Consider the following 21,672-nt stretch of genomic DNA (forward strand, 5'->3'; position numbering starts at 1 on the left):
AGGATCAGGGCACATCGACCGCCGGAAAGTCCCCTTCCTGCCGTGCCACCAGCGTCAGAATGCTGTATAACGCCACTGCCTGCTGGTGCTGGTTAAACACCTGCACATCCCACACCACCACACCGTGTGGACGATCTTCTGCGGTTTTTTGCGGTTTACGGATTTTCTTCTTGCAGGTTAACCGCACCTGAATGGTGTCACCGATCTTCACCGGTTCGATAAAACGCAGATTTTCCATGCCGTAGTTGGCAATCACTGGCCCGACGCCGGGATCGACAAACAGCCCTGCCGCTGCCGATACCACGAAATAGCCATGTGCAACCCGCTCACCAAACAGCGATTCTGCGGCACCGATCTTATCCATATGCGCATAGAAATGGTCGCCACTCAGGCAGGCAAAATTGACGATATCGGCTTCGGTAATGGTACGGCGGGCGGTCAACAGGCTTTCGCCAATCTGCAACTGCTCGAAGTATTTACGGAACGGATGCACCTGTTCCTCAATCACCTTGGCACCGCGCACCCATTCACGGCCAATTGCCGCCAACATGGCCGGGCTACCTTGGATCGCCGTCCGTTGCATATAGTGTTTTACCGCGCGTAAACCGCCTAACTCCTCGCCACCGCCGGCCCGCCCTGGGCCACCGTGTACCAACAGCGGCAGCGGTGAACCATGGCCGGTGGATTCGGCCGCAGCATGGCGATCCAATACCAGCATACGGCCATGAGCACAGGCCGTAGCGCGGATAAAGCGGGTTGCTAGCGCTTCATCGGCGGTAATCAGCGACCCAGCCAGGCTCCCTTGCCCCAAGAGTGCCAATTCAATCGCCTGCTGGGTACTCTGATAAGGCATCAGCGTTGCCACCGGGCCAAATGCCTCGGTGCCATGCACTGCCTGATGGGCAAAGGGATCGGCACAGTACAGCAATGTAATTGGGTAAAACGCCCCTTCCTGTGCACGCTCACCGGCAATCGTCAGCTTATCCAACGCGCCACCACACAAGGCTTCACAGCCATTTTGCAGCAGAAACGCCACTTTCTGCTGCACATCGTCGCGCTGCTCCTGATCGACCAGCGCCCCCATGCGCACCTGCTCCAGTTGCGGATCGCCAATCTGCACGCCCGCCAAGCGCTGCAGCAGCGCCTGTTGTACCTCGGCGATACGTGCGGCGGGCACGATAATGCGCCGGATGGCGGTACATTTCTGCCCGGCTTTGCTGGTCATCTCACGGCAGACTTCTTTGATAAACAGCGCAAACTCCGGCATATCTGGTGTGACATCTTCCCCCAGCACGCAACAGTTAAGCGAATCAGCTTCCATGGTGAACGCGATAGATTTTTCCAGCAAGCGCGGGTGAGAACGCAGCTTTTGCCCAGTTTGCGCCGAACCGGTGAACGTCACGGCATCCTGATAATCGAGATGATCGAACATATCGCCAACGCCGCCGCAGACCAGTTGCAAAGCCCCTTCCGGCACCAGTCCGCTGTCAATCATCAGCTTCACCATCGCCTGGGTCAGTTGCGCCGTTGCGGTAGCCGGTTTGATGATCGCGGGCATCCCCGCCAGCCAGGTGGGCGCCAGTTTTTCCAGCATGCCCCAGCAAGGGAAGTTAAACGCATTGATATGCAACGCTACACCGGGGCGCGAGGTCAGCACATGTCGCGCGGCAAACTGCGCCTGCTTGGAAAGCGGGATCAACTCATCTTCCGGCCACAGTGTGTCATCGGGCAATTCACGCCCGGCCAACCCGGCATAGGAGAACAGCGTCGCGATCCCCCCTTCAATGTCCACCCAACTATCGTTACGCGTGGCACCGGTCTGGTAAGAAATGTCATACAGCGCCTCTTTGTGCGCTAACAGGTGTTTGGCTACGGCTTTCATCATCTGGGCGCGCTGCTGGAAGGTCATTTGTGCCAATGCCTTACCCCCCGTTTCACGCGCATAATTCAGGCTGGCCGCCAACGGCAGCCCATCTGAACACACCTGATACAAAGGTTCGCCGGTGATAGCATGATGGATTTCACGGGCTTTTCCTTGGCCGTACATCCAGCCGCCAGAGAGATAACTGTATAACTGCTGCATTGGCTCCTCCAGAATTCATAAATAGACTCAACAAAGCTTAATTACGTATCACATATTTTTCACTCCCCGCCAAGTTAAAATTTAACAAAAATAAAACACCCCCGAGAAAAATCGCTCTTCCCCTCCAAATAGCTCGCAACGGCATAATTTAAATATCATTTAAAAACAATAATTTAACAACAAACCTTGTGATGGATATCGCAAAACCGCACCTATGCCATTTGATCTTATTGTTACCAACTTGTAACTTCATGGTTATGTAAAGTGATTCACATTTTTACGGTTAAACTAAAAAATACGAATCAACAGAGGCAAGCATGATAACCGAAGCACAACATCAACAGCATTTTGACGACAAAATTGCCGCAGATACCTCGATTGAAGCTAAAGACTGGATGCCGGATGCCTATCGCCAGAACCTGATCCGCCAAATCGGCCAGCACGCGCATTCCGAGGTGATCGGTATGCTGCCGGAAGCCAACTGGCTGACCCGCGCCCCTACTCTGCGCCGCAAAGCGGTTTTATTGGCGAAGGTACAGGACGAAGCCGGACACGGCCTTTACCTGTACAGCGCAGCGGAAACCCTCGGCTGCTCGCGCCAGGATATCTACCAAAAGATGCTCGCCGGGCAGATGAAATACTCCTCCATCTTCAACTACCCGACGCTGAACTGGGCAGACATTGGCGTTATCGGCTGGCTGGTGGACGGGGCCGCCATCGTCAACCAGGTCGCTCTGTGCCGCGCGTCTTACGGCCCCTATGCCAGAGCGATGGTGAAAATCTGTAAAGAAGAGAGCTTCCACCAGCGTCAAGGCTACGAAGCCGTGATGGCGATGGCGCAAGGTAGCGCAGAACAAAGAGCCATGCTGCAGGATGCCATCAACCGTTTCTGGTGGCCGGTGCTGATGATGTTTGGCCCGAGCGATGCCGATTCTCCCCACAGCGCGCAGAGCATGGCCTGGAAGATCAAACGCCACAGCAACGACGAACTGCGGCAGAAATTTATCGATAACACCGTGCCGCAGCTAGAGGCTCTGGGGATGAGCGCACCGGACCCCGATCTCGCCTGGGATGAGGCCACGGGCCATTACCGCTGCGGCGAGATCGACTGGAACGAATTGTACGACGTCATCAAAGGCCGCGGGCAGTGCAACCACGAGCGCCTGCAGGCCAAGCGCCGTGCCTGGGATGAAGGCAGTTGGGTACGGGATGGCGCGATGGCCCATGCCGCTAAACGTGCGGCAAACGCTGCTTAAACGAGGAGAGAGAAATGACTCACGCTGAATGGCCGCTGTATGAAGTGTTTATCCGCAGCAAGCAGGGCCTGGCACATCGACACGTGGGCAGCCTGCATGCCGCAGACGACCAGATGGCGTTGGAAAATGCCCGTGATGCCTACACCCGCCGCAATGAAGGCTGCTCGATCTGGGTGGTGCAGTCCTGCCATCTGGTGGCCTCACAGCCGGAAGACCGCGATGCCTTCTTCGATCCGTCCGATGACAAGATTTACCGTCATCCGACGTTTTACACCATCCCCGACGGCATCAAGAACATGTAGAGGCAGGCCATGAAAACGATCACCGATGCCAAAATCACCTATGCCCTGCGCCAGGGCGACACACCGCTGATCCTGGCTCAACGCCTGTGTGCCTGGTGTGGCCATGCGCCAGAGCTGGAGATCGATCTGGCGCTGGCCAATATCGGCCTGGACTTACTGGGGCAGGCGCGCAACTTTTTAGGTTATGCAGCGCAATTGGCCGGGCCAAGCTACAGCGAAGATCGCCTGGCATTTGGCCGTGACGAGCGCGAATTCCGTAATTTGCTGCTGGCCGAGCAACCCAACGGCGGCTTCAACGACACCCTGGTGCGTCAGTTCCTGTTGGATGCCTACCACGTGCTGCTGCACCGTGAGTTAAGCCACAGCAAAGACAGCCAACTGGCCGCCATTGCCGCCAAATCGCTGAAAGAGGCCGAATACCACCTGCGTTTCAGCCGCGGCTGGATGATCCGCCTGGGGGATGGTAATGAAGTCAGCCACCAGAAAATCCAGCAATCATTAAACGATCTGTGGCGCTTCACCGCCGAGCTGTTCCACGCCGATGCGATTGAGCTTGAACTGGCCGAACAGGGCATTGCCGTCGATCCGCGCCAGTTGCAGGCACCGTGGCAAGAGATGGTGAACGGCACCTTGCAGCAGGCCACGCTGGCGCTGCCTGCCGAACCCGCTTTTCGCCACGGCGGCAAGCAGGGGCAGCACAGTGAACATCTCGGTTTGATGCTGGCAGAAATGCAGTTCCTGCAACGCGCTTACCCGAACTGTAACTGGTAGAGGCCAACATGCATATCTCCCGGCTACAGCCCACAGAAATTCCGCAGATCTGGCACTGCCTGCAGCAGATCAGCGATCCGGAGCTACCGGTACTGTCGATTACCGATCTCGGTATGGTGCGCAACGTGGAGCACGACGGCACCGGTTGGCGCATCACCTTTACGCCGACCTATTCCGGTTGCCCGGCCACCGAGTTTCTGCTCAACGCCATTGAACAGACGCTGACCGCCGCCGGTTTCAGCCCGGTGAAGATCGTGATCAGCCTCAGCCCGGCCTGGACTACCGACTGGATGAATGCCGATGCCCGCCTGCGGCTGCGGGAATACGGCGTTGCGCCACCGCAGGGGCAAAGCTGTGAAAAACCGTTGGTTCATGGCCCGGTGCAATGCCCGCGTTGCGGCAGCACCACGACAGAAAAAATCAGTGAGTTCGGTTCTACCGCCTGCAAAGCGCTGTATCGCTGCTGCGCATGCCGGGAACCGTTCGACTACTTCAAGTGTATTTAGGAGCAACCATGACGGTCTTTCATCGCCTGAATGTCGCAGCCATCGAACGCGAAACGCCGGATGCCGTAGCCATCACGCTGCACGTGCCGGATGAATTGAAATCTCACTACCGCTATACCCCCGGCCAACACCTGACGCTGAAAGCCAAGGTTAACGGCGAGGAGCTGCGCCGCTGTTATTCCATCTGTAGTGCCCCGCAGGAAGGCCTGCTGCAGATTGGGGTAAAAGCCATTCACCAGGGGCGTTTCTCTTCTTTTATCAACCACGGGCTGCAAGTGGGCGACGAACTGGACGTGATGGTGCCGCAAGGCCGTTTCGGCTACCAGCCACAGCCCCAAACACAGGGCCACTATCTGGCGATAGCCGCCGGTTCCGGCATTACGCCGATGCTGTCGATTATCAAGGCCACGCTGCAGCAAGAACCGAAAAGCCACTTCACGCTGATCTACGGCAACCGCACCAGCCGCTCGGTGATGTTCAAAGAACAGCTGTCGGACCTGAAGAACCGCTATCCGCAGCGCTTTCAGCCCTTGTACCTGTTCAGCCAGGAAAGCCTCGACAGCCCGCTGCTGAGCGGCCGTATCGATCGTGAACATCTGGCCGCCATCGGTAAAACGCTGCTGGACTTCAACGACTTCGACCATGCCTTTATCTGCGGCCCAGAAGTGATGATGGACGAAGCGCATACGGTACTGGAACTGGCCGGTATGCCTGCCGAACGCATTCATAGCGAACGCTTCAACACCAGCGGCATCGTTGCCCGCCCGGCCAACAGCGCCAATCGCAATGCCACTCAGGTGGAGATCCAGCTTGATGGCCGCCGCCTGAAGATCGACGTCGGCACCGAAGATGACAGCATTCTTGATGCCGCCTTACGCCAAGGAGCCGATCTGCCCTACGCCTGTAAAGGCGGCGTCTGCGCCACCTGCAAATGCAAGCTGAAAGCCGGTGAAGTGGATATGGCGATCAACTACAGCCTGGAGCCGGATCAGTTGGCGGCAGGTTACGTCTTGAGCTGCCAGTCCTGGCCACGCGGTGAAGGCGTGGTACTGGACTTTGACGTTTAGGAGCTGCCATGGAAACCCCTTGGATCCTGCGTGAACAGCATCAGCGCGTAGTAACGCTGCGGCTGCATCGCCCCGAAGCGCGTAATGCCTTGAGCACCCCATGCCTGGAACAGTTGGTTTACCTGCTGGAACAGGCCGATGCCGACGCGGAAGTGGGTGCCGTGGTGATCACCGGTGCCGCGCGTTTCTTCGCCGCCGGTGCCGACCTGCGCGAACTGCAACAGCAGGACGTCGCCGCTGCCCTGCTCGATCGCCGCCCTGTGTTATGGCAGCGCCTGGCGCAATTCAGCAAACCGCTGCTGGCGGCAGTAAACGGCTATGCGCTCGGTGCCGGGTGTGAACTGGCGCTGGCCTGCGACATCGTCATCTGCGGCGAAAGCGCCCGTTTCGGCCTGCCGGAAATCACCCTTGGCCTGATCCCCGGTGCAGGCGGCACGCAGCGCCTGATCCGCTGTGTGGGCAAGTCCCGCGCCTATCAAATGGTGCTGACCGGCGAGGCGATCGACGCCCGCAGCGCACAGCAGGCCGGGCTGGTGAGCGAAGTCTGTGTTGATGCACTGACGCTGGAACGCAGCCAACAGATTGCCCAACGCATCAGCCAGCAGGCCCCGTTGGCGCTACGCGCCGCCAAGCAGGCGCTGAAGCAGGCGCAGGAAATCGGCCTCAGCCAGGGCTTGCAGATGGAGCGCCAGCAGTTTGTCACGCTGGCCGCTACCGACGATCGCCGTGAAGGCATTGCTGCCTTCTTCGAAAAACGCACACCGCATTACACAGGGCGCTGATTTATGGAAAACGCATTAATTCTCAGTCACATCGATGCCGGGGTATTCACCATCACCCTGAACCGACCAGACCGGCTCAACAGTTTTAACGATGAGATGCACCATCAGCTCAGCGAAGCACTGACCCTGGCCGAACGCGACGACCGCGTGCGCTGCGTGCTGATTACCGGTGCCGGGCGCGGTTTCTGCGCCGGGCAGGATTTGAACGATCGCAACGTCAGCGTGGAACAGGCCGCGCCGGATCTTGGCCTGTCGGTGGAACGTTTCTACAATCCGCTGATCCGCCGCCTGACCGCGCTGCCAAAACCGGTAGTCTGTGCAGTCAATGGCGTGGCGGCCGGTGCGGGTGCCGCGCTGGCGCTGACCTGCGATATCGTGGTGGCCGCCGACAATGCCAGCTTTATCCAGTCTTTCTGCAAACTGGGGTTGGTGCCAGACTCCGGCGGCAGTTGGTTCCTGCCGCGTTTGGCCGGGCATGCACGCGCCATGGGTATGGCGCTGTTGGGCGATAAAATCAGCGCTCAACAGGCGTTGGCCTGGGGCATGATCTGGCAGGTGCTGCCCGCCGCAGAACTGGCCGAACACACGCAAAGCCTGGCCAAACAGTTGGCAACGCAGCCCACTTATGGCCTGGGGTTGATTAAGAAAGCACTCTACAGCTCGGCGACCAACACGCTCGACCAGCAGTTGGATTTAGAGCGTGATCTGCAGCGCCTGGGGGGCCGCAGCGCCGACTATCGCGAAGGCGTCAGCGCTTTCTTTGCCAAGCGCCCACCGAATTTCAGCGGGAAATAACCATGAATATCACGGGAATGTCAGTGGCGGTGATTGGCGCAGGCACCATGGGGATCGGTATTGCGCAGGTCGCTGCCGCAGCAGGGCATCAGGTTAAGCTGTTTGATATCGCCCTGCCCGCTGCCGCTCGCGCACTTGCGCTGCTCGGGCAGCGGCTGCGCCAACGGGTTGAGGCTGGCAAAGCCGATGCCCACAGCACAGAGGCTTTACTGGGCAATATCCAGTTGGCCAACTCATTGAACGAACTGGCCGACAGCGGTTTGGTGATAGAAGCGGTAGCTGAGCAACTGGCGATCAAACAGAGCCTGTTCCGCGATCTGGAAGCCATCTGCTCCCCGAACGCGCTGTTTGCCAGCAATACCTCATCGCTGTCTATCACCGCCATTGCCAGCGCGTTGCAGCACCCGCAGCGCATGGCCGGGTTGCACTTCTTCAACCCAGCTCCCTTGATGAAGCTTGTGGAGATCGTCAGCGGGCTGGAAACCAGCGCCACAACCTTAGCCACGCTGCAGGCTTTGGCACAGCACTGGGGGAAGCACAGCGTTCATTGCCGTTCCACGCCGGGCTTTATCGTCAACCGCGTCGCTCGCCCATTCTATGGCGAAACCCTGCGGGCGCTGGAAGAACAGGTGGCCGATCCGGCCACGCTGGATGCCGTGCTGCGTGACGCGGGGGGTTTTGCCATGGGGCCGCTGCAACTGACGGATCTGATCGGGCAAGACATTAACTACGCCGTTACCGAGTCGATCTACCATGCGTTCTATCAGGATGGGCGTTATACCCCTTCGCTGCTGCAGCAGGAACGGGTGGCTGCCGGGCACCTGGGCCGCAAAAGCGGGCGCGGCTTTTACCGCTATGGCAACGATCATCCCGCACCGCAGCCCACTTTTGCCACCAAGGAAAGCGGGGAACTGCCACGTTCAATAACGTTGCACGGCGACTGGTCAACCATGGCCGAATTTGCCCAGCTCTTGGCCGGAAATGCCGTGGCGATCAAACATCCTGGCCAGACCAGCCCGACAGCGCGCATCGATGATGTTACATTTATGTTAACTAATGGCCAGGCAGCCAGCCGGATTGCCGCAGACATCGGAGCGCCCGTGGTGTTGTTCGATCTGTCCGTCAACTATCAGCACGCACCGGTTATCGCTATCAGCAGCGCGGTGCAGAACAGCGCGCCGCAAACCGCCAAAGTGATCCGCCTGCTGCAGTCGCTGGGCAAACAGGTGATCCACCTGCCGGACTACCCTGGCCTGTTGGTGATGCGCACCGTCGCCATGCTGAGCAATGAGGCGCTCGACGTGGTGAACAAAGGCGTCGCCAACGCTGCCGATACCGACAATGCCCTGCGCTTTGGCGTCAACTATCCGCAAGGGCCACTGGCCTGGGGCGAAAAGCTCGGCTGGCCGCACATTCTCGCCACGCTGGAAAACCTGCAACGCTATTACGCCGAGCCGCGTTATCGCCCCATGCCGTTATTGCGCCGCTACGCCGCAAATTATTCAGGAGCCGAATGCTGATGAATGCCAACACTCCCCGCGCGCTGGCTCAGCGCTGCGCCGAACAGATGTTTAAACAAGATACCTGCGCCCAGGCGATGGGTATGCAAGTGGACGCCGTGGATGCTGGCTTCGCACAGGTCAGCATGATCGTCGGCCCACAAATGCTTAACGGCCACCAAACCTGCCATGGCGGCCAACTGTTCAGCCTAGCGGACACCGCATTTGCCTACGCCTGTAACAGCCAAGGGCTGGCGGCGGTGGCTTCTGGCTGCAGCATCGATTTCATCCGCCCGGCAGTGGCAGGCGATCGCCTCACCGCCAGCGCAGAAGTGCGCCATCAGGGTAAAACCACCGGGTTATATGACGTCGAGATCGTCAATCAACAGGGTAAAACCGTTGCCTGGTTCCGTGGCCGTGCCCATCGCCTGGGCCACAGCATTTTAGGAGAGCAACCATGAATCAGGCCTTTATCTGCGATGGCGTGCGCACACCGATCGGCCGTTATGGCGGCGCGTTAGCCAATATACGTACCGACGATCTGGCCGCCCTGCCGCTGCGCGCCTTGTTGGAGCGCTACCCACATGTCGATTGGTCGCGGGTGGATGATGTGATCCTCGGCTGTGCCAATCAGGCGGGGGAAGACAACCGCAATCTGGCCCGCATGGCGGCGCTGCTGGCTGGGCTACCGCTGAGCGTTTCCGGCACCACCCTCAACCGCCTGTGCGGTTCGGGGTTGGATGCGTTGGCGATGGCAGCGCGCAGTATCAAAGCCGGAGAAGCCAGCCTGGTGCTGGCCGGTGGTGCAGAGTCGATGACCCGCGCCCCGCTGGTGATGGGTAAAGCCGACAGCGCCTTCAGCCGCCAGGCGCAACTGTTCGACACCACCATTGGCTGGCGCTTTGTGAATCCCCAGATGCACGCCGCTTTCGGCACCGACTCCATGCCGGAAACGGCCGAAAACGTTGCCGCACAGTTTGCTATCAGCCGTGCCGATCAGGACGCTTTTGCCTTACGCAGCCAGCAACGCACCGCACAGGCGCAACAGAAAGGGATCCTGGCACAGGAAATCATCCCGGTTAGCCTCACCAGCAAGAAGGGAGTGATTAGCCAGTTTGCCGAAGACGAGCACCCGCGCGCGGAAACCACGCTGGAGCAATTACAAAAACTAAGGCCCCCGTTCCGCCAACCGGGCAGCGTTACCGCCGGTAATGCTTCTGGCGTGAACGACGGCGCCGCCGCGCTGATCGTCGCTTCCGAAGCCATGGCCCTGCAACAGGGTTTAACCCCCCGGGCGCGCATTGTCGCTACCGCCACCTGCGGCGTTGAGCCCCGGCTGATGGGGATTGGCCCACTGCCGGCCACCCGCAAGGTGCTGGAGATCGCCGGATTAAGCCTGGCACAGATGGATGTGATTGAACTTAACGAAGCCTTTGCCGCACAGGCGCTGGCGGTATTACGCCAGCTTGGCCTGCCGGACGATGCTGAGCAGGTAAACCCCAACGGTGGCGCCATCGCCCTCGGCCATCCATTGGGTATGAGCGGTGCGCGCCTGGCGCTGGCCGCGCTGTTTGAACTGGAACGGCGAGCTGGCCGCTACGCTCTGTGCACCATGTGCATCGGCGTCGGCCAGGGTATTGCCATGATTATTGAACGTGTCTAATTTCTGAGGCTAAAAAGATGACTACAAATCCACGGCCACTCGACGCGATTGAGTTTGCTTCACGCGACGAAATAGAAGCATTACAACTGGAACGCCTGCAATGGACCCTACACCATGCTTACAACAATGTGCCGATGTATCGACGCAAGTTCGATCAGGCGGGCGTGCATCCCAGCGATCTGCGGCAGTTAAGCGATCTGGCACGCTTCCCTTACACCACCAAACAGGATCTGCGCGATAACTACCCGTTCGACACCTTCGCCGTGCCGATGGAACAGGTGGTGCGCATTCATGCTTCTTCTGGCACCACCGGTCGCCCTACGGTGGTGGGCTATACCCAGCGCGATATCGATACCTGGGCGGATATTGTCGCCCGCTGCCTGCGCTCTGCCGGGGCCACCGCTAAAGATAAAATCCACGTTGCCTACGGTTACGGCCTGTTTACCGGCGGGCTGGGAGCACACTATGGCGCAGAGCGCTTAGGCGCAACGGTGATCCCGATGTCCGGCGGCCAAACGGAGAAACAGGTGCAGTTGATCCTGGATTTTAAACCCGACGTGATCATGGTGACCCCTTCTTACTGCCTGACGCTGATCGATGAACTGGAGCGCAAAATGGGCGGCGACGCGCGGAACTGTTCGCTGCGCCTGGGGGTGTTTGGGGCCGAGCCTTGGACTGAGGCGCTGCGCCACGAGATTGAGACGCGCATGGGGATTAAGGCACTGGATATTTATGGCCTCTCCGAAGTGATGGGCCCCGGCGTGGCGATGGAGTGCGCGGAAAGCGGTGGTGGCCCCACCATCTGGGAAGACCATTTCCTGCCGGAGATTATCAACCCGGACAATGGCCTTACGCTACCGGACGGCGAGCACGGCGAACTGGTTTTCACCACGCTGACCAAAGAAGCGCTGCCGGTGATCCGCTATCGCACGCGGGATCTCACCCGCCTGCTGCCGGGAGACGCGCGCAATATGCGCCGCATGGGCAAAATCACCGGCCGCTCCGACGATATGCTGATCATTCGCGGTGTGAACGTGTTCCCATCGCAGGTGGAAGAGCAGATTATGCAGTTTGAGCATCTGTCGCCACACTACCAACTGCAGGTAAGCCGCGCCGGGCACCTGGATACCCTGGCGGTGCGGGTAGAATTGAAAGAGTCGGCGCTCACGCTCAGCCACCAGCAGCGTTGTGATATCTGCCACCAACTGCGTCACCATATTAAGTCGATTGTCGGCGTCAGCACCGACGTCAGCATTGCCAACTGCGGCGATATTCCACGCTCGGAAGGCAAGGCCCAGCGGGTGATTGACCTGCGGCCACGCTAGGCCTTCTTTCAAGAGCAGCCTCTTGATCAGATATTCTGCTCAAGAGGCTGCCCTGTTTCCTGACACGCTTTACCGCAGCACTGAGCTGGTTTCCTTATTTACCGCGATAAAGGCTTGACCTTCCCTCTAGGGAAAGGTTGATGATGGCTATCGAAAACAACACTGATGGTGCCACGATCGTTGCAGCGCTGTGGATTTTCCAGCAAAAGCCAGACCTGGTTGAGCCCGCTGCCAAGCATGGTACGTTGTATATCAGGTATATATGCGTAAAAGGAATCAGTTATGAACACTCATGCGACAATCCCCTCTCCCGAGATTCCGGTCTCGATCACTTTACCCATTGAGGGGATGACTTGCGCTTCGTGTGTAGGACGGGTGGAGCGAGCCCTCAAGGCCGTGTCTGGCGTAGCAAATGCCAGTGTCAATCTTGCGACTGAACGTGCAACCGTCACCTTTTCGGGGCAGCCCAACGTGGCTGCGGTTATTCAGGCTGTCAATGCCGTGGGTTACACCGTTGCGCAGGAACGCATTGAGCTGTCTATCACCGGCATGAGCTGTGCCTCATGCGTGGGCCGGGTGGAGCGTGCATTAGCCGCCGTGCCCGGTGTCAGCCACGTCTCGGTAAACCTCGCCACAGAGCGTGCCCAACTTCAGGTTATGGCCGATGTCCGTGCCGCTGACTTGCTGGCTACCGTTGCTAAGGCTGGTTACGAAGCGCAAGTGATTGCCGAGGACGGCAACAATACAGCTGAGCAAGCGGCGCACCAGGCTGCAGAAACCTTAAAACTGAAACGTGCACTGCTTGTTGCGGCCCTGTTTGCGCTTCCCGTTTTCGTGCTGGAAATGGGTTCACATCTCGTTCCAGGCCTGCATGAAATTATCGCAGGTACCATCGGCATGAAGGCGAGTTGGTATCTCCAATTTGTGTTGACCTCGGTGGTGTTGTTTGGCCCTGGACTGCGGTTCTTTCAGAAAGGTATTCCAGCCCTGCTGCGTGGCGCACCAGACATGAACTCGTTGGTAGCAACGGGTGTCAGCGCCGCTTACACCTATTCGCTGGTCGCCACATTTGCCCCGCAGTGGCTGCCCGTCGGCACCATTAATGTCTACTACGAAGCCGCCGCCGTGATCGTTGCACTGATCCTGCTTGGGCGTTACCTCGAAGCCATGGCCAAAGGCAATACGTCTGCAGCCATCAAACGATTGATCAGCCTGCAAGCTAAAATAGCGCGCGTGCTGCGTGACGGTAATATTGTGGAAGTTGCGATTACCGAAGTCAGCCGCGGCGATCTCATTGAGGTCAGGCCAGGAGAACGTATTCCGGTTGATGGCGAGGTCATCGAGGGGGAAAGTTTTGTTGATGAATCCATGATCAGTGGCGAACCCATCCCGGTCGAGAAAAGAAAGGGAACTGAAGTGGTGGGCGGTACGATCAACCAGAAGGTTACGCTCACTTTCCGCGCAACCAAAGTCGGCAGCGACACCATGCTGGCACAGATCATCCGCATGGTAGAACAGGCACAGGGCGCTAAGCTGCCGATCCAAACGCTGGTTGACCGTATCACGATGTGGTTTGTTCCTGCAGTGATGGCAGGGGCTGTGCTGACGTTTCTGGTCTCGTTTATCTTCGGCCCATCGCCAGCGCTGTCTTTTGCCCTGGTCAATGCGGTGGCCGTATTGATCATCGCTTGCCCGTGCGCGATGGGGTTGGCCACGCCAACATCGATTATGGTTGGCACTGGGCGTGCGGCACAGATGGGCGTGCTGTTTCGCAAAGGCGAGGCCCTGCAATCACTGAAAGATGCCACCGTCGTGGCGGTAGATAAAACCGGGACGCTGACCAAGGGGCGCCCAGAATTGACCGATCTGGTATTAGCAAACGGATTTGAACACCGTTATGTGCTGGGGCTGGTTGCAACCGTCGAAGCCAAGTCAGAGCATCCCATCGCACGCGCTATTGTCGACGCAGCTCAGAAAGAGAATATTCCCTTGTTGCAGATGACGCACTTTGAGGCCGTAACCGGCTTTGGTGTCAACGCCACTATCGATGGCCTGCGTGTCAACGTGGGGGCGGACCGTTACATGCTGCAGTTGGGGGTGGATGTGGCGCAGTTGGCAGAAGACGCGGCGCGTCTGGGGGACGAGGGTAAGACACCTTTGTATGCGGCTATCGATGGTCAACTCGCCGCGATGATTGCAGTGGCTGATCCAATCAAAGACACCACCATAGCCGCCATCAAAGCGCTCCATGCTCAGGGGCTTAAAGTGGCAATGATCACCGGTGATAACCGCCGGACTGCGCAGGCGATTGCGCGTCAGTTAGGCATCGACGACGTCGTGGCTGAGGTTTTACCCGACGGCAAGGTCATGTCTATTGAAAGGCTGAAAACCACCTACGGGCCGGTGGCCTACGTCGGTGACGGAATCAACGATGCCCCTGCCTTAGCCGCCGCACATGTGGGGATCGCCATCGGCACCGGCACGGATATCGCCATTGAAGCCGCCGATGTGGTGCTGATGTCAGGCGATCTGATGGGGGTATCCACCGCCATCGCCCTATCAAAAGCAACGTTGGCCAATATCAAGCAAAACCTGTTCTGGGCATTTTCCTACAATGTGGCGTTAATCCCCGTGGCGGCGGGCCTGTTATACCCCATCAATGGCACGCTGCTTTCGCCGGTATTTGCTGCAGGGGCGATGGCGTTATCAAGCGTGTTTGTGGTGAGTAATGCATTGCGCCTGCGTCGTTTCACACCTTAGGCCAAAATGGGTAAGCCTGACGTCAAGACACCCTGCTTAGCGCCCAAGAAAGTGGCCAACTCGGCATGACCGGCTTAAGCATCCATCAGTAAAGGATCCGATGCGGAGCATTCGTCGGTCAGTGCGATCGGTGACTTGGCGGCATATTTATCCCATCGCCTTTTATGCTACTGTTGTGCTTCAGCCAAGGCTAACCCATGGAAAAATATGGAACATAAACTGGATGAATTTATCCGCCATGCCTTAGAAGCACAGCCCATCAGTGGTACTTCGTTGATCATTTCGTTATACGGCGATGCCTTGAGCCACCGTGGTGGTGAAGTCTGGCTCGGCAGCCTGAGCGCGCTGCTTGATGCGCTGGGGTTTGGCGATCGCTTTGTACGCACCTCGGTATTTCGCCTGCAGAAAGAGGGCTGGCTGGACGTAGAGAAGATCGGTCGGCGCAGTTATTACCGCGTCACCGATCAAGGCATGCGCCAGTTCCGCCATGCTGAATCCAAAATCTACCTCAGCGAACAACCGGCCTGGGATGGCAAGTGGGATCTGCTGCTGTTGGAGAACGCAGAAAAAACCGAGCGGGCGCGGTTGAAAAAAGAGCTGGGCTGGCTGGGTTTTGGCCAGATCGCCAACAACCTGATGGCCGCCCCAACTCATGCGCAGACCGACGTGGCGGCCCTGCTCGGAGAACTGAATGCCGGTGAGCAGGTGATCTACTTCCGTGCCGATTATCCCTATAACCGCTCCGAGCAAACGCTGCGGCAGATGGTTGCCAACTGCTGGTCGCTGAGCGAAGTCGCTGGCCATTACCATGAATTTATCGTTTCTTTCCGCCCATTGATGGCGCTGTTGCGTGAAGCCGACGACGGCGTGCTGACGCCCAAGCGTTGTTTCCAGATCAAGCTACTGTTGATCCACTTCTTCCGCCGCGTGGTGCTGAAAGATCCGCTGCTGCCCGATGCCCTGCTGCCCGCCCAATGGGAAGGCCAGATTGCGCGCAATCTGTGCATCAACCTGTATCAGCGGGTGGATCGCGCTGCAACGGAGTATGTCAGCGAGCTGGCAGAAACCACTATCGGTGCCCTGCCCGCCCCTGGTGCCGCCTATTACCGGCGCTTTGGTGGGCTACCGCGCGATCGCGCTACGTTTTGAGGAGACTATGCTATGCCTGTGTATCAGATTGATGGCCTGACGCCGGTGGTGGACCCGAGCAGCTTTGTGCACCCAACGGCGGTGCTGATTGGCGATGTGATTATCGGCAAGAACGTCTATATCGGCCCGAATGCCAGCCTGCGCGGTGACTTTGGCCGCCTGGTGGTAGAAGACGGCGCCAACGTGCAGGACAACTGTGTGATGCACGGTTTCCCACAGCAGGACACGGTGGTTGAGCAGGACGGGCATATCGGCCACAGCGCCATTCTGCACGGCTGCCGGGTGCGCCGTAACGCGATGATCGGCATGAATGCGGTGATTATGGACGGTGCCGATATCGGTGAAAATACCATCGTGGGTGCCGGTGCCTTCGTCAAAGCCGCCGCGGAGATCGCCGCCAATAAACTGGTTGTCGGCAGCCCGGCACGGGTTATCCGCGATCTGACCGAACAGGAATTGGCGTGGAAACGCGTTGGCACCCAGCAGTATCAGGAGTTGGTGGCACGCTGTAAAAACAGCCTGCAGGAAGTGGAACCACTCAGCGCCGAAGAACCTGGCCGTAAACGCCTGAGCTTCGGCGATGCAATCATCCCTAAGAGCCAGCTTTAACCTCAGCCGCATCGAAGGCCCCCCAGCCCCGGTGCGGCGTTGGCTTACTCCATCCCCGGCGTTGGCACTTTGGCCGCAACCGCAGCTCGCGCCTGGCGGCTGTAGAAGTAGATCGCCACCAGCAGCAGGGTAAAGGGAACACCAAACAACAGCGTCATTCTGAAGAAATCAGTAAACAGCGTGGTCACCATCAGCGCGGCCATCAGAACCGCGCCCAGCAGGGTGAAATAGGGGTAGCCCCACATGCGGAACTTCAGCACTGTCTCCTTATGCTGGCGGCGGAAAAACAGATGAGTGATAAAAATCATCAGCCAGGTAAAACAGGCACCGTATACCGAGATCGACATCATCACCGCAAACGACTTTTCCGGATAGACAATGCTCAGCACGATGGAAACCACGATGCCAACGCAAGAGATCGCCAGGGCATTGACCGGGATCCCCCGCTGACTGATCTTGCCCAGCCCCGCCGGTGCCTGCCCGGCACGCGACAGTGAGAACATCATGCGCGTGGTGATATACAACTGGCTGTTCATGGCCGAGAGCGCGGCGACCAGCACGATAAAGTTAAAGATGCCGGCTGCGGCGGGCAGGTGGATCACGTTCATCGCTACCAGGAACGGGCTTTCTCCGGTGCCAGACTCGCGCCACGGCACTATCGCCAGCATCAGGGCGATGGAAAGCATATAGAAAATAAACAGCCTGAGGATGGTGCCTTTAAACGCTTTTTTGACCGCGACCACCGGGTTTTTAGCCTCGCCAGCGGCGACGGCGATCATCTCAATACTCAAATAGCTGAAGATAGAGACGATCACCGCGAACCACATGCCTTTCACCCCGAACGGGAAGAAGCCACCGTTGGCGGTGAAGTTGCGAATGCCGAAGGTGGGGTTGGAAGAAAACACCAGAATGCCGATACCGATGGCGATAAATGCCGAAATCGCCACCACCTTGATGGTCGACAGCGCATACTCCACCTGACCGAAGGATTTCACCCCCACGATGTTGATAATGATGACCGCCGCGGAGAACAGCAGCACCCACGGCCAGATCGGCGTGCTGGGGAACCAGAACTGCATATACATCCCGATGGCGGTCACCTCGGTGCCCACCGCCAGCACCACGCAAGACCAATAGGAATAACGCACCAGAAAACCAAACAGCGGGCTGAGATAAAACTCGGCATAATCACCGAAGGAACCCGGCGTCGGATGCTCGGAAGTCATCTCGGCCAAGCATCCCATCAGCAGCAACGCGATCACGCCACCAATGAAATAACTCAGCAAGACGCTCGGCCCTGCCATTTGGATCGCATAAGCACTGCCCAAAAACAGGCCGGTACCAATCGCCCCGCCGATCGCCAACATCGACATTTGCCCGGCGGTAAGTTGCTTTTTCAGCCCCCCCTGCCGCTGAGCGATATCGTCAAAACGTTTTGCATCTTTCATGATTGCTCACCTTTTTCACGCCGGAAGGGTTACGTCCAGGATGGCGGCGGTCACATAGTCCAGGTTGTGCTGATTCAGGCCCGGCAAACACATCCTGCCGGGCGCAACCAGATAAATGGAATATTGATGCCGTAGCTGGCTGAGTTGCTGTTCGTTCAGGCCGGTGTAGCTGAACATGCCTTTTTGATCGCGAATGCGGCGATAATCGAGGGTGGTCCCCCCCTGCTCCAACCCGGCGGCCAGGCTGACGCGCGTCTGCTTGATACGCTGGCGCATGCTCGCCAGTTCACTTGCCCACAGTTGGCGCAGGTGATCGTCGGCCAAGAGAGTTTCCACAATCTGGCTGCCGTGGGTAGGTGGGCAGGAATAACTGCGGCGGATCAGCGTTTTTAAGGCGCCTTTCACGTTTGCCGCGCTATCTGCCGAACCACAACACACCGAAAGCCCCCCTAACCGTTGGCCATACAAAGCCACGTTTTTGGAGAAAGAGTTACTGACCAGAAAATCCAGATCGGTTTTTAACGTCTCGCGCAGCGCGAAGCAGTCTTCTTCCACCCCATCGCCAAACCCCTGATAAGCAATATCAAAGAATGGCAGCAAGCGGCGGCGCTGCAGTACGTCGATGACCGCACGCCATTGCGCCTGGCTGAGATCGGTGCCGGTCGGGTTATGACAGCAGGGATGCAACAGCACCACCGCGCCTTCCGGCAGAGCGGAGAGCGCGTCGAGCATCGCGTCAAAACGCAGCTCGCCGCTGGCATTATCAAAGTACGGATAGGTATTCACCCTGAGCCCCGCCCCTTCAAAAATGGCCCAATGGTTGGCCCAGGTCGGATCAGAAACCCAGATTTCGCGCCGTGACAGGTAATGACAAAGAAAATCTGCCCCCAGTTTTAATGCCCCCGAGCCGCCCACGGTTTGCACCGTAGCCAAATGACGTGCTGACTGCGCCGCCGCTTCACCAAACAGCAACGTTTGAACCTGTCGGGCGAACAAGGCGGAACCTTCGATCGGTGGATAGGTATGCGGCCGCTGTTGCTCCAGCAAACGCTGTTCGGCAATATGCACGGCACGCATTAAGGGAATATTGCCCTGATGGTCGTAATACAGCCCAATCCCCAGATTAACCTTTTTTGGATGGGGATCCTGCATATACGCTTCCATCAGCGACATAATAGGGTCGGGTGCTGAGGGTTTAATATGATTAAACATACGATGTCCTTAATTCATTGTTAGAATTTGCAGGTGAATATTATTTTTGTGAGGTACCCTACGAATTTCTTCAGCAGCCAGCGGCTGCCAAATGAAAAAAGCAGGAGAAAACGATTAAGCGATAGCACTCACCGTTATTTCTATTTTCATGCCAGGGACAACTAATTTCTCAACAATAACGGTTGAACGGTTTGGGTACGGAAAGTTAAAATAGTTTTTATATATTTTGTCGAGTAATTTAACGTCATTAACATCGGTAAGATAAACAATAACCTGTAATACATTATCACTGTGACTATTGGCCGCCTGCAGCGTTTTCGCCAGATTATCCAACGTCAGGGTGATCTGCTTTTCAGGGCTGCCGGTCTCGATCGTGCCGTCTGCCTTCACCGGGCCATGGGCGGTAAATAACATCCCACCGCCTTTGGTTGCCCAGGAAAAAGGTTGCCCAATCTCAGGCAGGCCGGTTTCAATAATTGTGCGCATCGGGGGTTTCTCCTTGCTTAAGCAATTGGTGGTTCAGGGCCCCACCAGCGGCAAAAAGCGCGTCCAGAACGTTAAAGTGATTGGCGCCCGCAACCGCATAGCGGCTGACCGGCAGCCCTTTGTCTTTCAATGCCGTGTAATAATGCAGGGATTGACCAATCAGCTCCGGCAGCTCAGCCGCACCGTAAAACAACACCATCGGCGTCAGGTGCTGGGGAATATTGCGCACCGGGCTCAGGGTTGTAATCTGCTGTTCAGTCAGGCGTAATTGCCGGTTAACGTAGGTGTCTAACAGGGGTTCAAGTTCAAAAATACCGCTGATGGGGAAAACAGCCTGAAGGCACGGATGATGCTGCCAATACGCAGCCAGATGCCCACCGGCAGAGTGGCCGCACAGATAAATCGGCTTGTTACCGCGCTGTTTCTCTCGCTGCTCAATCGCATCCAGCGCTACGCCCACCTGCTGGCAGATATCGTCCAGAGTCGCAGCCGGTGCCAAAGGATATTCCACCAGCACCACATCAAAACCTAATGACAAAGGCACTTCGGCAATAAACGCAAAATCGTCTTTATTACAGAATTGCCAATAACCGCCATGCAGAAATATAACGACGCCTTTATGCTCTTCGGCTGAATATAACCAATCAAAAACCGCTCGTGAAACCGAACCATAGGGGATATTACGCTCATGACGTACCTTTCGATAAACCTGCTGGCTGCGCGATTGAAAAGACCTCAGGATTGCATCTTCATCTGCCACCGCCGCGCCATTATCATAATCCCCTGCGAGAAGTTTCATATATTAAACTGTGTTTATTATTTAAGATGTGCGTTAACTATTAGCAACCAGGAAAATTATTGTCAAGGAGGGTGCAACAGCAATGCGTGATCGCCGATATAAAATTAAAATTTCACGCAATAAGTTTCACTGGTAAAACTTATTGGCTTTATTTTTCGTTTCATCAATGAAACACGAAAATAAATTCTGATTAAAAATGCTGTGGCCGCAGTTGCGCTAATTGACTGAGGTGTTGGTAGGCATAATCCCAAAACGTTCGCACCTTCAGCGGCATCCATTGCACATGATTGGCCACCAGTTGCACCGGTATCGGTGCCGGTTCGTATGCCGTCAGCAACCGCACCAACGTGCCAGCCGCCAGATCGTCCGCTACCTGATAAGACAATAACCGGGCAATTCCTTTACCTGCCCGCACCGCCAAAAGCTGTGTTTCCACCTCGTTTAACAGGAGCCGTGGCGTCAAGCGCACTCGCTCACTGCTTTCCCGTGGCCCAAAACGCCATTCGCGCATTGAAGTATGCAAGGTACCGACGATGGTGTCGTGATCGGCTAACTCCGCAGGGGCATGGGGTTCGCCGCGCTGGGCCAGATAGGCCGGGCTAGCCACCGTCACCCGCGTCACTTCACCTAATTTGCGCGCCACTTTGCTGGAGTCTTGCAAATAACCAATGCGTACTGCCACATCCAGGCCTTCATCAACCAGATCCAGATTACGATCGTTAAGCTGCATCTCGATCTGGATCTGCGGATAACGTTCAAGAAACGCCATCACTACCGGCGCCACATGCTTGCGCCCGAACTGCACCGGGGCGGTGATTCGCAGCAAGCCCGTCAACTGGGCTTCTGCGGTTCCCATCAGCGCGTCCTGATAGCCGTGCAACAACGCTCGAGCGCGCTCTGCCAGCTGCAGCCCCGCCTCGGTCGGTGCCAGACGGCGAGTTGTGCGTTCCACCAATCGGGCCCCAAAGCGCTGCTCCAATGAGGCGATAGCCCTGGTGATCGCCGGTGCGGAACGGTGCAGCTTGCGAGCCGCACCGGCCAGGCTGCCATGCTGGATCACCGCGACAAAGATCGCCAACTCATCTAAACGGTCCATAAATTATTCCAATAAATGAAATTATCAATTTCCATCTTCCAGGATTCCCATCAATTTAAGCAAG

20 protein-coding genes are annotated in these 21,672 nt (G+C 57.3%); 14 read left to right on the top strand and 6 right to left on the bottom strand.

The window, feature by feature from the left end:
- Positions 1-4 precede the first annotated feature (4 nt).
- On the bottom strand, positions 5-2,083 hold the full coding sequence (gene paaZ / locus WG891_RS19750; protein WP_337261642.1) for a phenylacetic acid degradation bifunctional protein PaaZ: 2,079 nt from the start codon (positions 2,081-2,083) through the stop codon (positions 5-7).
- Between the two features lie 317 nt (positions 2,084-2,400).
- Between paaZ and paaA the strand changes: the two genes are divergently transcribed.
- From paaA to paaY, 14 genes are all read left to right on the top strand, one after another.
- On the top strand, positions 2,401-3,339 hold the full coding sequence (gene paaA / locus WG891_RS19755) for a 1,2-phenylacetyl-CoA epoxidase subunit PaaA (RefSeq protein ID WP_337261643.1): 939 nt from the start codon (positions 2,401-2,403) through the stop codon (positions 3,337-3,339).
- A gap of 14 nt (positions 3,340-3,353) precedes the next feature.
- A complete protein-coding gene (paaB, locus tag WG891_RS19760; RefSeq protein WP_337261644.1) occupies positions 3,354-3,641 on the top strand; it encodes a 1,2-phenylacetyl-CoA epoxidase subunit PaaB in 288 nt (95 codons plus the stop codon).
- Between the two features lie 9 nt (positions 3,642-3,650).
- Positions 3,651-4,412 carry a 1,2-phenylacetyl-CoA epoxidase subunit PaaC gene (paaC, locus tag WG891_RS19765; RefSeq protein ID WP_337261645.1) on the top strand — a complete coding sequence of 254 codons (762 nt, stop codon included), beginning with the start codon at positions 3,651-3,653 and terminating at the stop codon, positions 4,410-4,412.
- An 8-nt stretch (positions 4,413-4,420) separates the two neighbouring features.
- On the top strand, positions 4,421-4,918 hold the full coding sequence (gene paaD, locus WG891_RS19770; protein WP_337261646.1) for a 1,2-phenylacetyl-CoA epoxidase subunit PaaD: 498 nt from the start codon (positions 4,421-4,423) through the stop codon (positions 4,916-4,918).
- Positions 4,919-4,926: 8 nt separating this feature from the next.
- Entirely contained in the window at positions 4,927-5,985 is a 1,059-nt protein-coding gene (gene paaE, locus WG891_RS19775; RefSeq protein WP_337261647.1) for a 1,2-phenylacetyl-CoA epoxidase subunit PaaE, read from the top strand.
- An 8-nt stretch (positions 5,986-5,993) separates the two neighbouring features.
- The gene (gene paaF, locus WG891_RS19780) at positions 5,994-6,767 is read left to right on the top strand and encodes a 2,3-dehydroadipyl-CoA hydratase PaaF (RefSeq protein WP_337261648.1); all 774 of its coding nucleotides are present in this window, start codon (positions 5,994-5,996) and stop codon (positions 6,765-6,767) included.
- A 3-nt stretch (positions 6,768-6,770) separates the two neighbouring features.
- Positions 6,771-7,562, top strand: coding sequence for a 2-(1,2-epoxy-1,2-dihydrophenyl)acetyl-CoA isomerase PaaG (gene paaG, locus WG891_RS19785; RefSeq protein WP_337261649.1), 792 nt, complete (start codon positions 6,771-6,773; stop codon positions 7,560-7,562).
- Between the two features lie 2 nt (positions 7,563-7,564).
- Positions 7,565-9,082, top strand: coding sequence for a 3-hydroxyacyl-CoA dehydrogenase (locus WG891_RS19790; protein ID WP_337261650.1), 1,518 nt, complete (start codon positions 7,565-7,567; stop codon positions 9,080-9,082).
- Positions 9,082-9,522 (top strand): hydroxyphenylacetyl-CoA thioesterase PaaI, encoded by a 441-nt coding sequence (paaI, locus tag WG891_RS19795; protein WP_076941683.1) that lies wholly within the window; start codon positions 9,082-9,084, stop codon positions 9,520-9,522. The genes WG891_RS19790 and paaI overlap by 1 nt, the downstream gene beginning before the upstream one ends.
- The gene (pcaF, locus tag WG891_RS19800; protein ID WP_337261651.1) at positions 9,519-10,724 is read left to right on the top strand and encodes a 3-oxoadipyl-CoA thiolase; all 1,206 of its coding nucleotides are present in this window, start codon (positions 9,519-9,521) and stop codon (positions 10,722-10,724) included. The genes paaI and pcaF overlap by 4 nt, the downstream gene beginning before the upstream one ends.
- A gap of 17 nt (positions 10,725-10,741) precedes the next feature.
- Entirely contained in the window at positions 10,742-12,049 is a 1,308-nt protein-coding gene (gene paaK, locus WG891_RS19805; protein ID WP_337261652.1) for a phenylacetate--CoA ligase PaaK, read from the top strand.
- A 282-nt stretch (positions 12,050-12,331) separates the two neighbouring features.
- Positions 12,332-14,809, top strand: coding sequence for a heavy metal translocating P-type ATPase (locus WG891_RS19810; RefSeq protein WP_337261653.1), 2,478 nt, complete (start codon positions 12,332-12,334; stop codon positions 14,807-14,809).
- Positions 14,810-15,016: 207 nt separating this feature from the next.
- Positions 15,017-15,958, top strand: coding sequence for a phenylacetic acid degradation operon negative regulatory protein PaaX (paaX, locus tag WG891_RS19815; RefSeq protein ID WP_337261654.1), 942 nt, complete (start codon positions 15,017-15,019; stop codon positions 15,956-15,958).
- Between the two features lie 12 nt (positions 15,959-15,970).
- Complete coding sequence (gene paaY, locus WG891_RS19820) at positions 15,971-16,567, top strand: phenylacetic acid degradation protein PaaY (protein ID WP_156293870.1); 597 nt, start codon at positions 15,971-15,973, stop codon at positions 16,565-16,567.
- Between the two features lie 44 nt (positions 16,568-16,611).
- On the opposite strand, the gene WG891_RS19825 is transcribed toward paaY, so the two are convergent.
- The 5 genes from WG891_RS19825 to WG891_RS19845 form a co-directional block, all read right to left on the bottom strand.
- A complete protein-coding gene (locus tag WG891_RS19825; RefSeq protein WP_337261655.1) occupies positions 16,612-18,015 on the bottom strand; it encodes an amino acid permease in 1,404 nt (467 codons plus the stop codon).
- Positions 18,016-18,030: 15 nt separating this feature from the next.
- On the bottom strand, positions 18,031-19,227 hold the full coding sequence (locus WG891_RS19830; protein ID WP_337261656.1) for an amino acid aminotransferase: 1,197 nt from the start codon (positions 19,225-19,227) through the stop codon (positions 18,031-18,033).
- 114 nt (positions 19,228-19,341) lie between these two features.
- On the bottom strand, positions 19,342-19,713 hold the full coding sequence (locus WG891_RS19835; RefSeq protein WP_337261657.1) for a RidA family protein: 372 nt from the start codon (positions 19,711-19,713) through the stop codon (positions 19,342-19,344).
- Positions 19,697-20,512, bottom strand: a complete 816-nt coding sequence (locus tag WG891_RS19840; protein ID WP_337261658.1) for an alpha/beta hydrolase — start codon at positions 20,510-20,512, stop codon at positions 19,697-19,699. Before WG891_RS19840 ends, WG891_RS19835 begins: the two co-directional genes overlap by 17 nt.
- A gap of 190 nt (positions 20,513-20,702) precedes the next feature.
- Positions 20,703-21,608 (bottom strand): LysR family transcriptional regulator, encoded by a 906-nt coding sequence (locus WG891_RS19845; RefSeq protein ID WP_337261659.1) that lies wholly within the window; start codon positions 21,606-21,608, stop codon positions 20,703-20,705.
- Positions 21,609-21,672: the final 64 nt, after the last annotated feature.

It is taken from the genome of Serratia sp. MMO-28 (genome assembly GCF_037199905.1).
Lineage (GTDB): Bacteria > Pseudomonadota > Gammaproteobacteria > Enterobacterales > Enterobacteriaceae > Chania > Chania oryzae.

What these genes read in the sequence shown, in the direction of transcription:
- paaZ (WP_337261642.1), bottom strand. Translation starts at nt 2,083, where the DNA reads ATGCAGCAGTTATACAGTTATCTCTCTGGCGGCTGGATGTACGGCCAA.
- paaA (WP_337261643.1), top strand. Translation starts at nt 2,401, where the DNA reads ATGATAACCGAAGCACAACATCAACAGCATTTTGACGACAAAATTGCC.
- paaB (WP_337261644.1), top strand. Translation starts at nt 3,354, where the DNA reads ATGACTCACGCTGAATGGCCGCTGTATGAAGTGTTTATCCGCAGCAAG.
- paaC (WP_337261645.1), top strand. Translation starts at nt 3,651, where the DNA reads ATGAAAACGATCACCGATGCCAAAATCACCTATGCCCTGCGCCAGGGC.
- paaD (WP_337261646.1), top strand. Translation starts at nt 4,421, where the DNA reads ATGCATATCTCCCGGCTACAGCCCACAGAAATTCCGCAGATCTGGCAC.
- paaE (WP_337261647.1), top strand. Translation starts at nt 4,927, where the DNA reads ATGACGGTCTTTCATCGCCTGAATGTCGCAGCCATCGAACGCGAAACG.
- paaF (WP_337261648.1), top strand. Translation starts at nt 5,994, where the DNA reads ATGGAAACCCCTTGGATCCTGCGTGAACAGCATCAGCGCGTAGTAACG.
- paaG (WP_337261649.1), top strand. Translation starts at nt 6,771, where the DNA reads ATGGAAAACGCATTAATTCTCAGTCACATCGATGCCGGGGTATTCACC.
- WG891_RS19790 (WP_337261650.1), top strand. Translation starts at nt 7,565, where the DNA reads ATGAATATCACGGGAATGTCAGTGGCGGTGATTGGCGCAGGCACCATG.
- paaI (WP_076941683.1), top strand. Translation starts at nt 9,082, where the DNA reads ATGAATGCCAACACTCCCCGCGCGCTGGCTCAGCGCTGCGCCGAACAG.
- pcaF (WP_337261651.1), top strand. Translation starts at nt 9,519, where the DNA reads ATGAATCAGGCCTTTATCTGCGATGGCGTGCGCACACCGATCGGCCGT.
- paaK (WP_337261652.1), top strand. Translation starts at nt 10,742, where the DNA reads ATGACTACAAATCCACGGCCACTCGACGCGATTGAGTTTGCTTCACGC.
- WG891_RS19810 (WP_337261653.1), top strand. Translation starts at nt 12,332, where the DNA reads ATGAACACTCATGCGACAATCCCCTCTCCCGAGATTCCGGTCTCGATC.
- paaX (WP_337261654.1), top strand. Translation starts at nt 15,017, where the DNA reads ATGGAACATAAACTGGATGAATTTATCCGCCATGCCTTAGAAGCACAG.
- paaY (WP_156293870.1), top strand. Translation starts at nt 15,971, where the DNA reads ATGCCTGTGTATCAGATTGATGGCCTGACGCCGGTGGTGGACCCGAGC.
- WG891_RS19825 (WP_337261655.1), bottom strand. Translation starts at nt 18,015, where the DNA reads ATGAAAGATGCAAAACGTTTTGACGATATCGCTCAGCGGCAGGGGGGG.
- WG891_RS19830 (WP_337261656.1), bottom strand. Translation starts at nt 19,227, where the DNA reads ATGTTTAATCATATTAAACCCTCAGCACCCGACCCTATTATGTCGCTG.
- WG891_RS19835 (WP_337261657.1), bottom strand. Translation starts at nt 19,713, where the DNA reads ATGCGCACAATTATTGAAACCGGCCTGCCTGAGATTGGGCAACCTTTT.
- WG891_RS19840 (WP_337261658.1), bottom strand. Translation starts at nt 20,512, where the DNA reads ATGAAACTTCTCGCAGGGGATTATGATAATGGCGCGGCGGTGGCAGAT.
- WG891_RS19845 (WP_337261659.1), bottom strand. Translation starts at nt 21,608, where the DNA reads ATGGACCGTTTAGATGAGTTGGCGATCTTTGTCGCGGTGATCCAGCAT.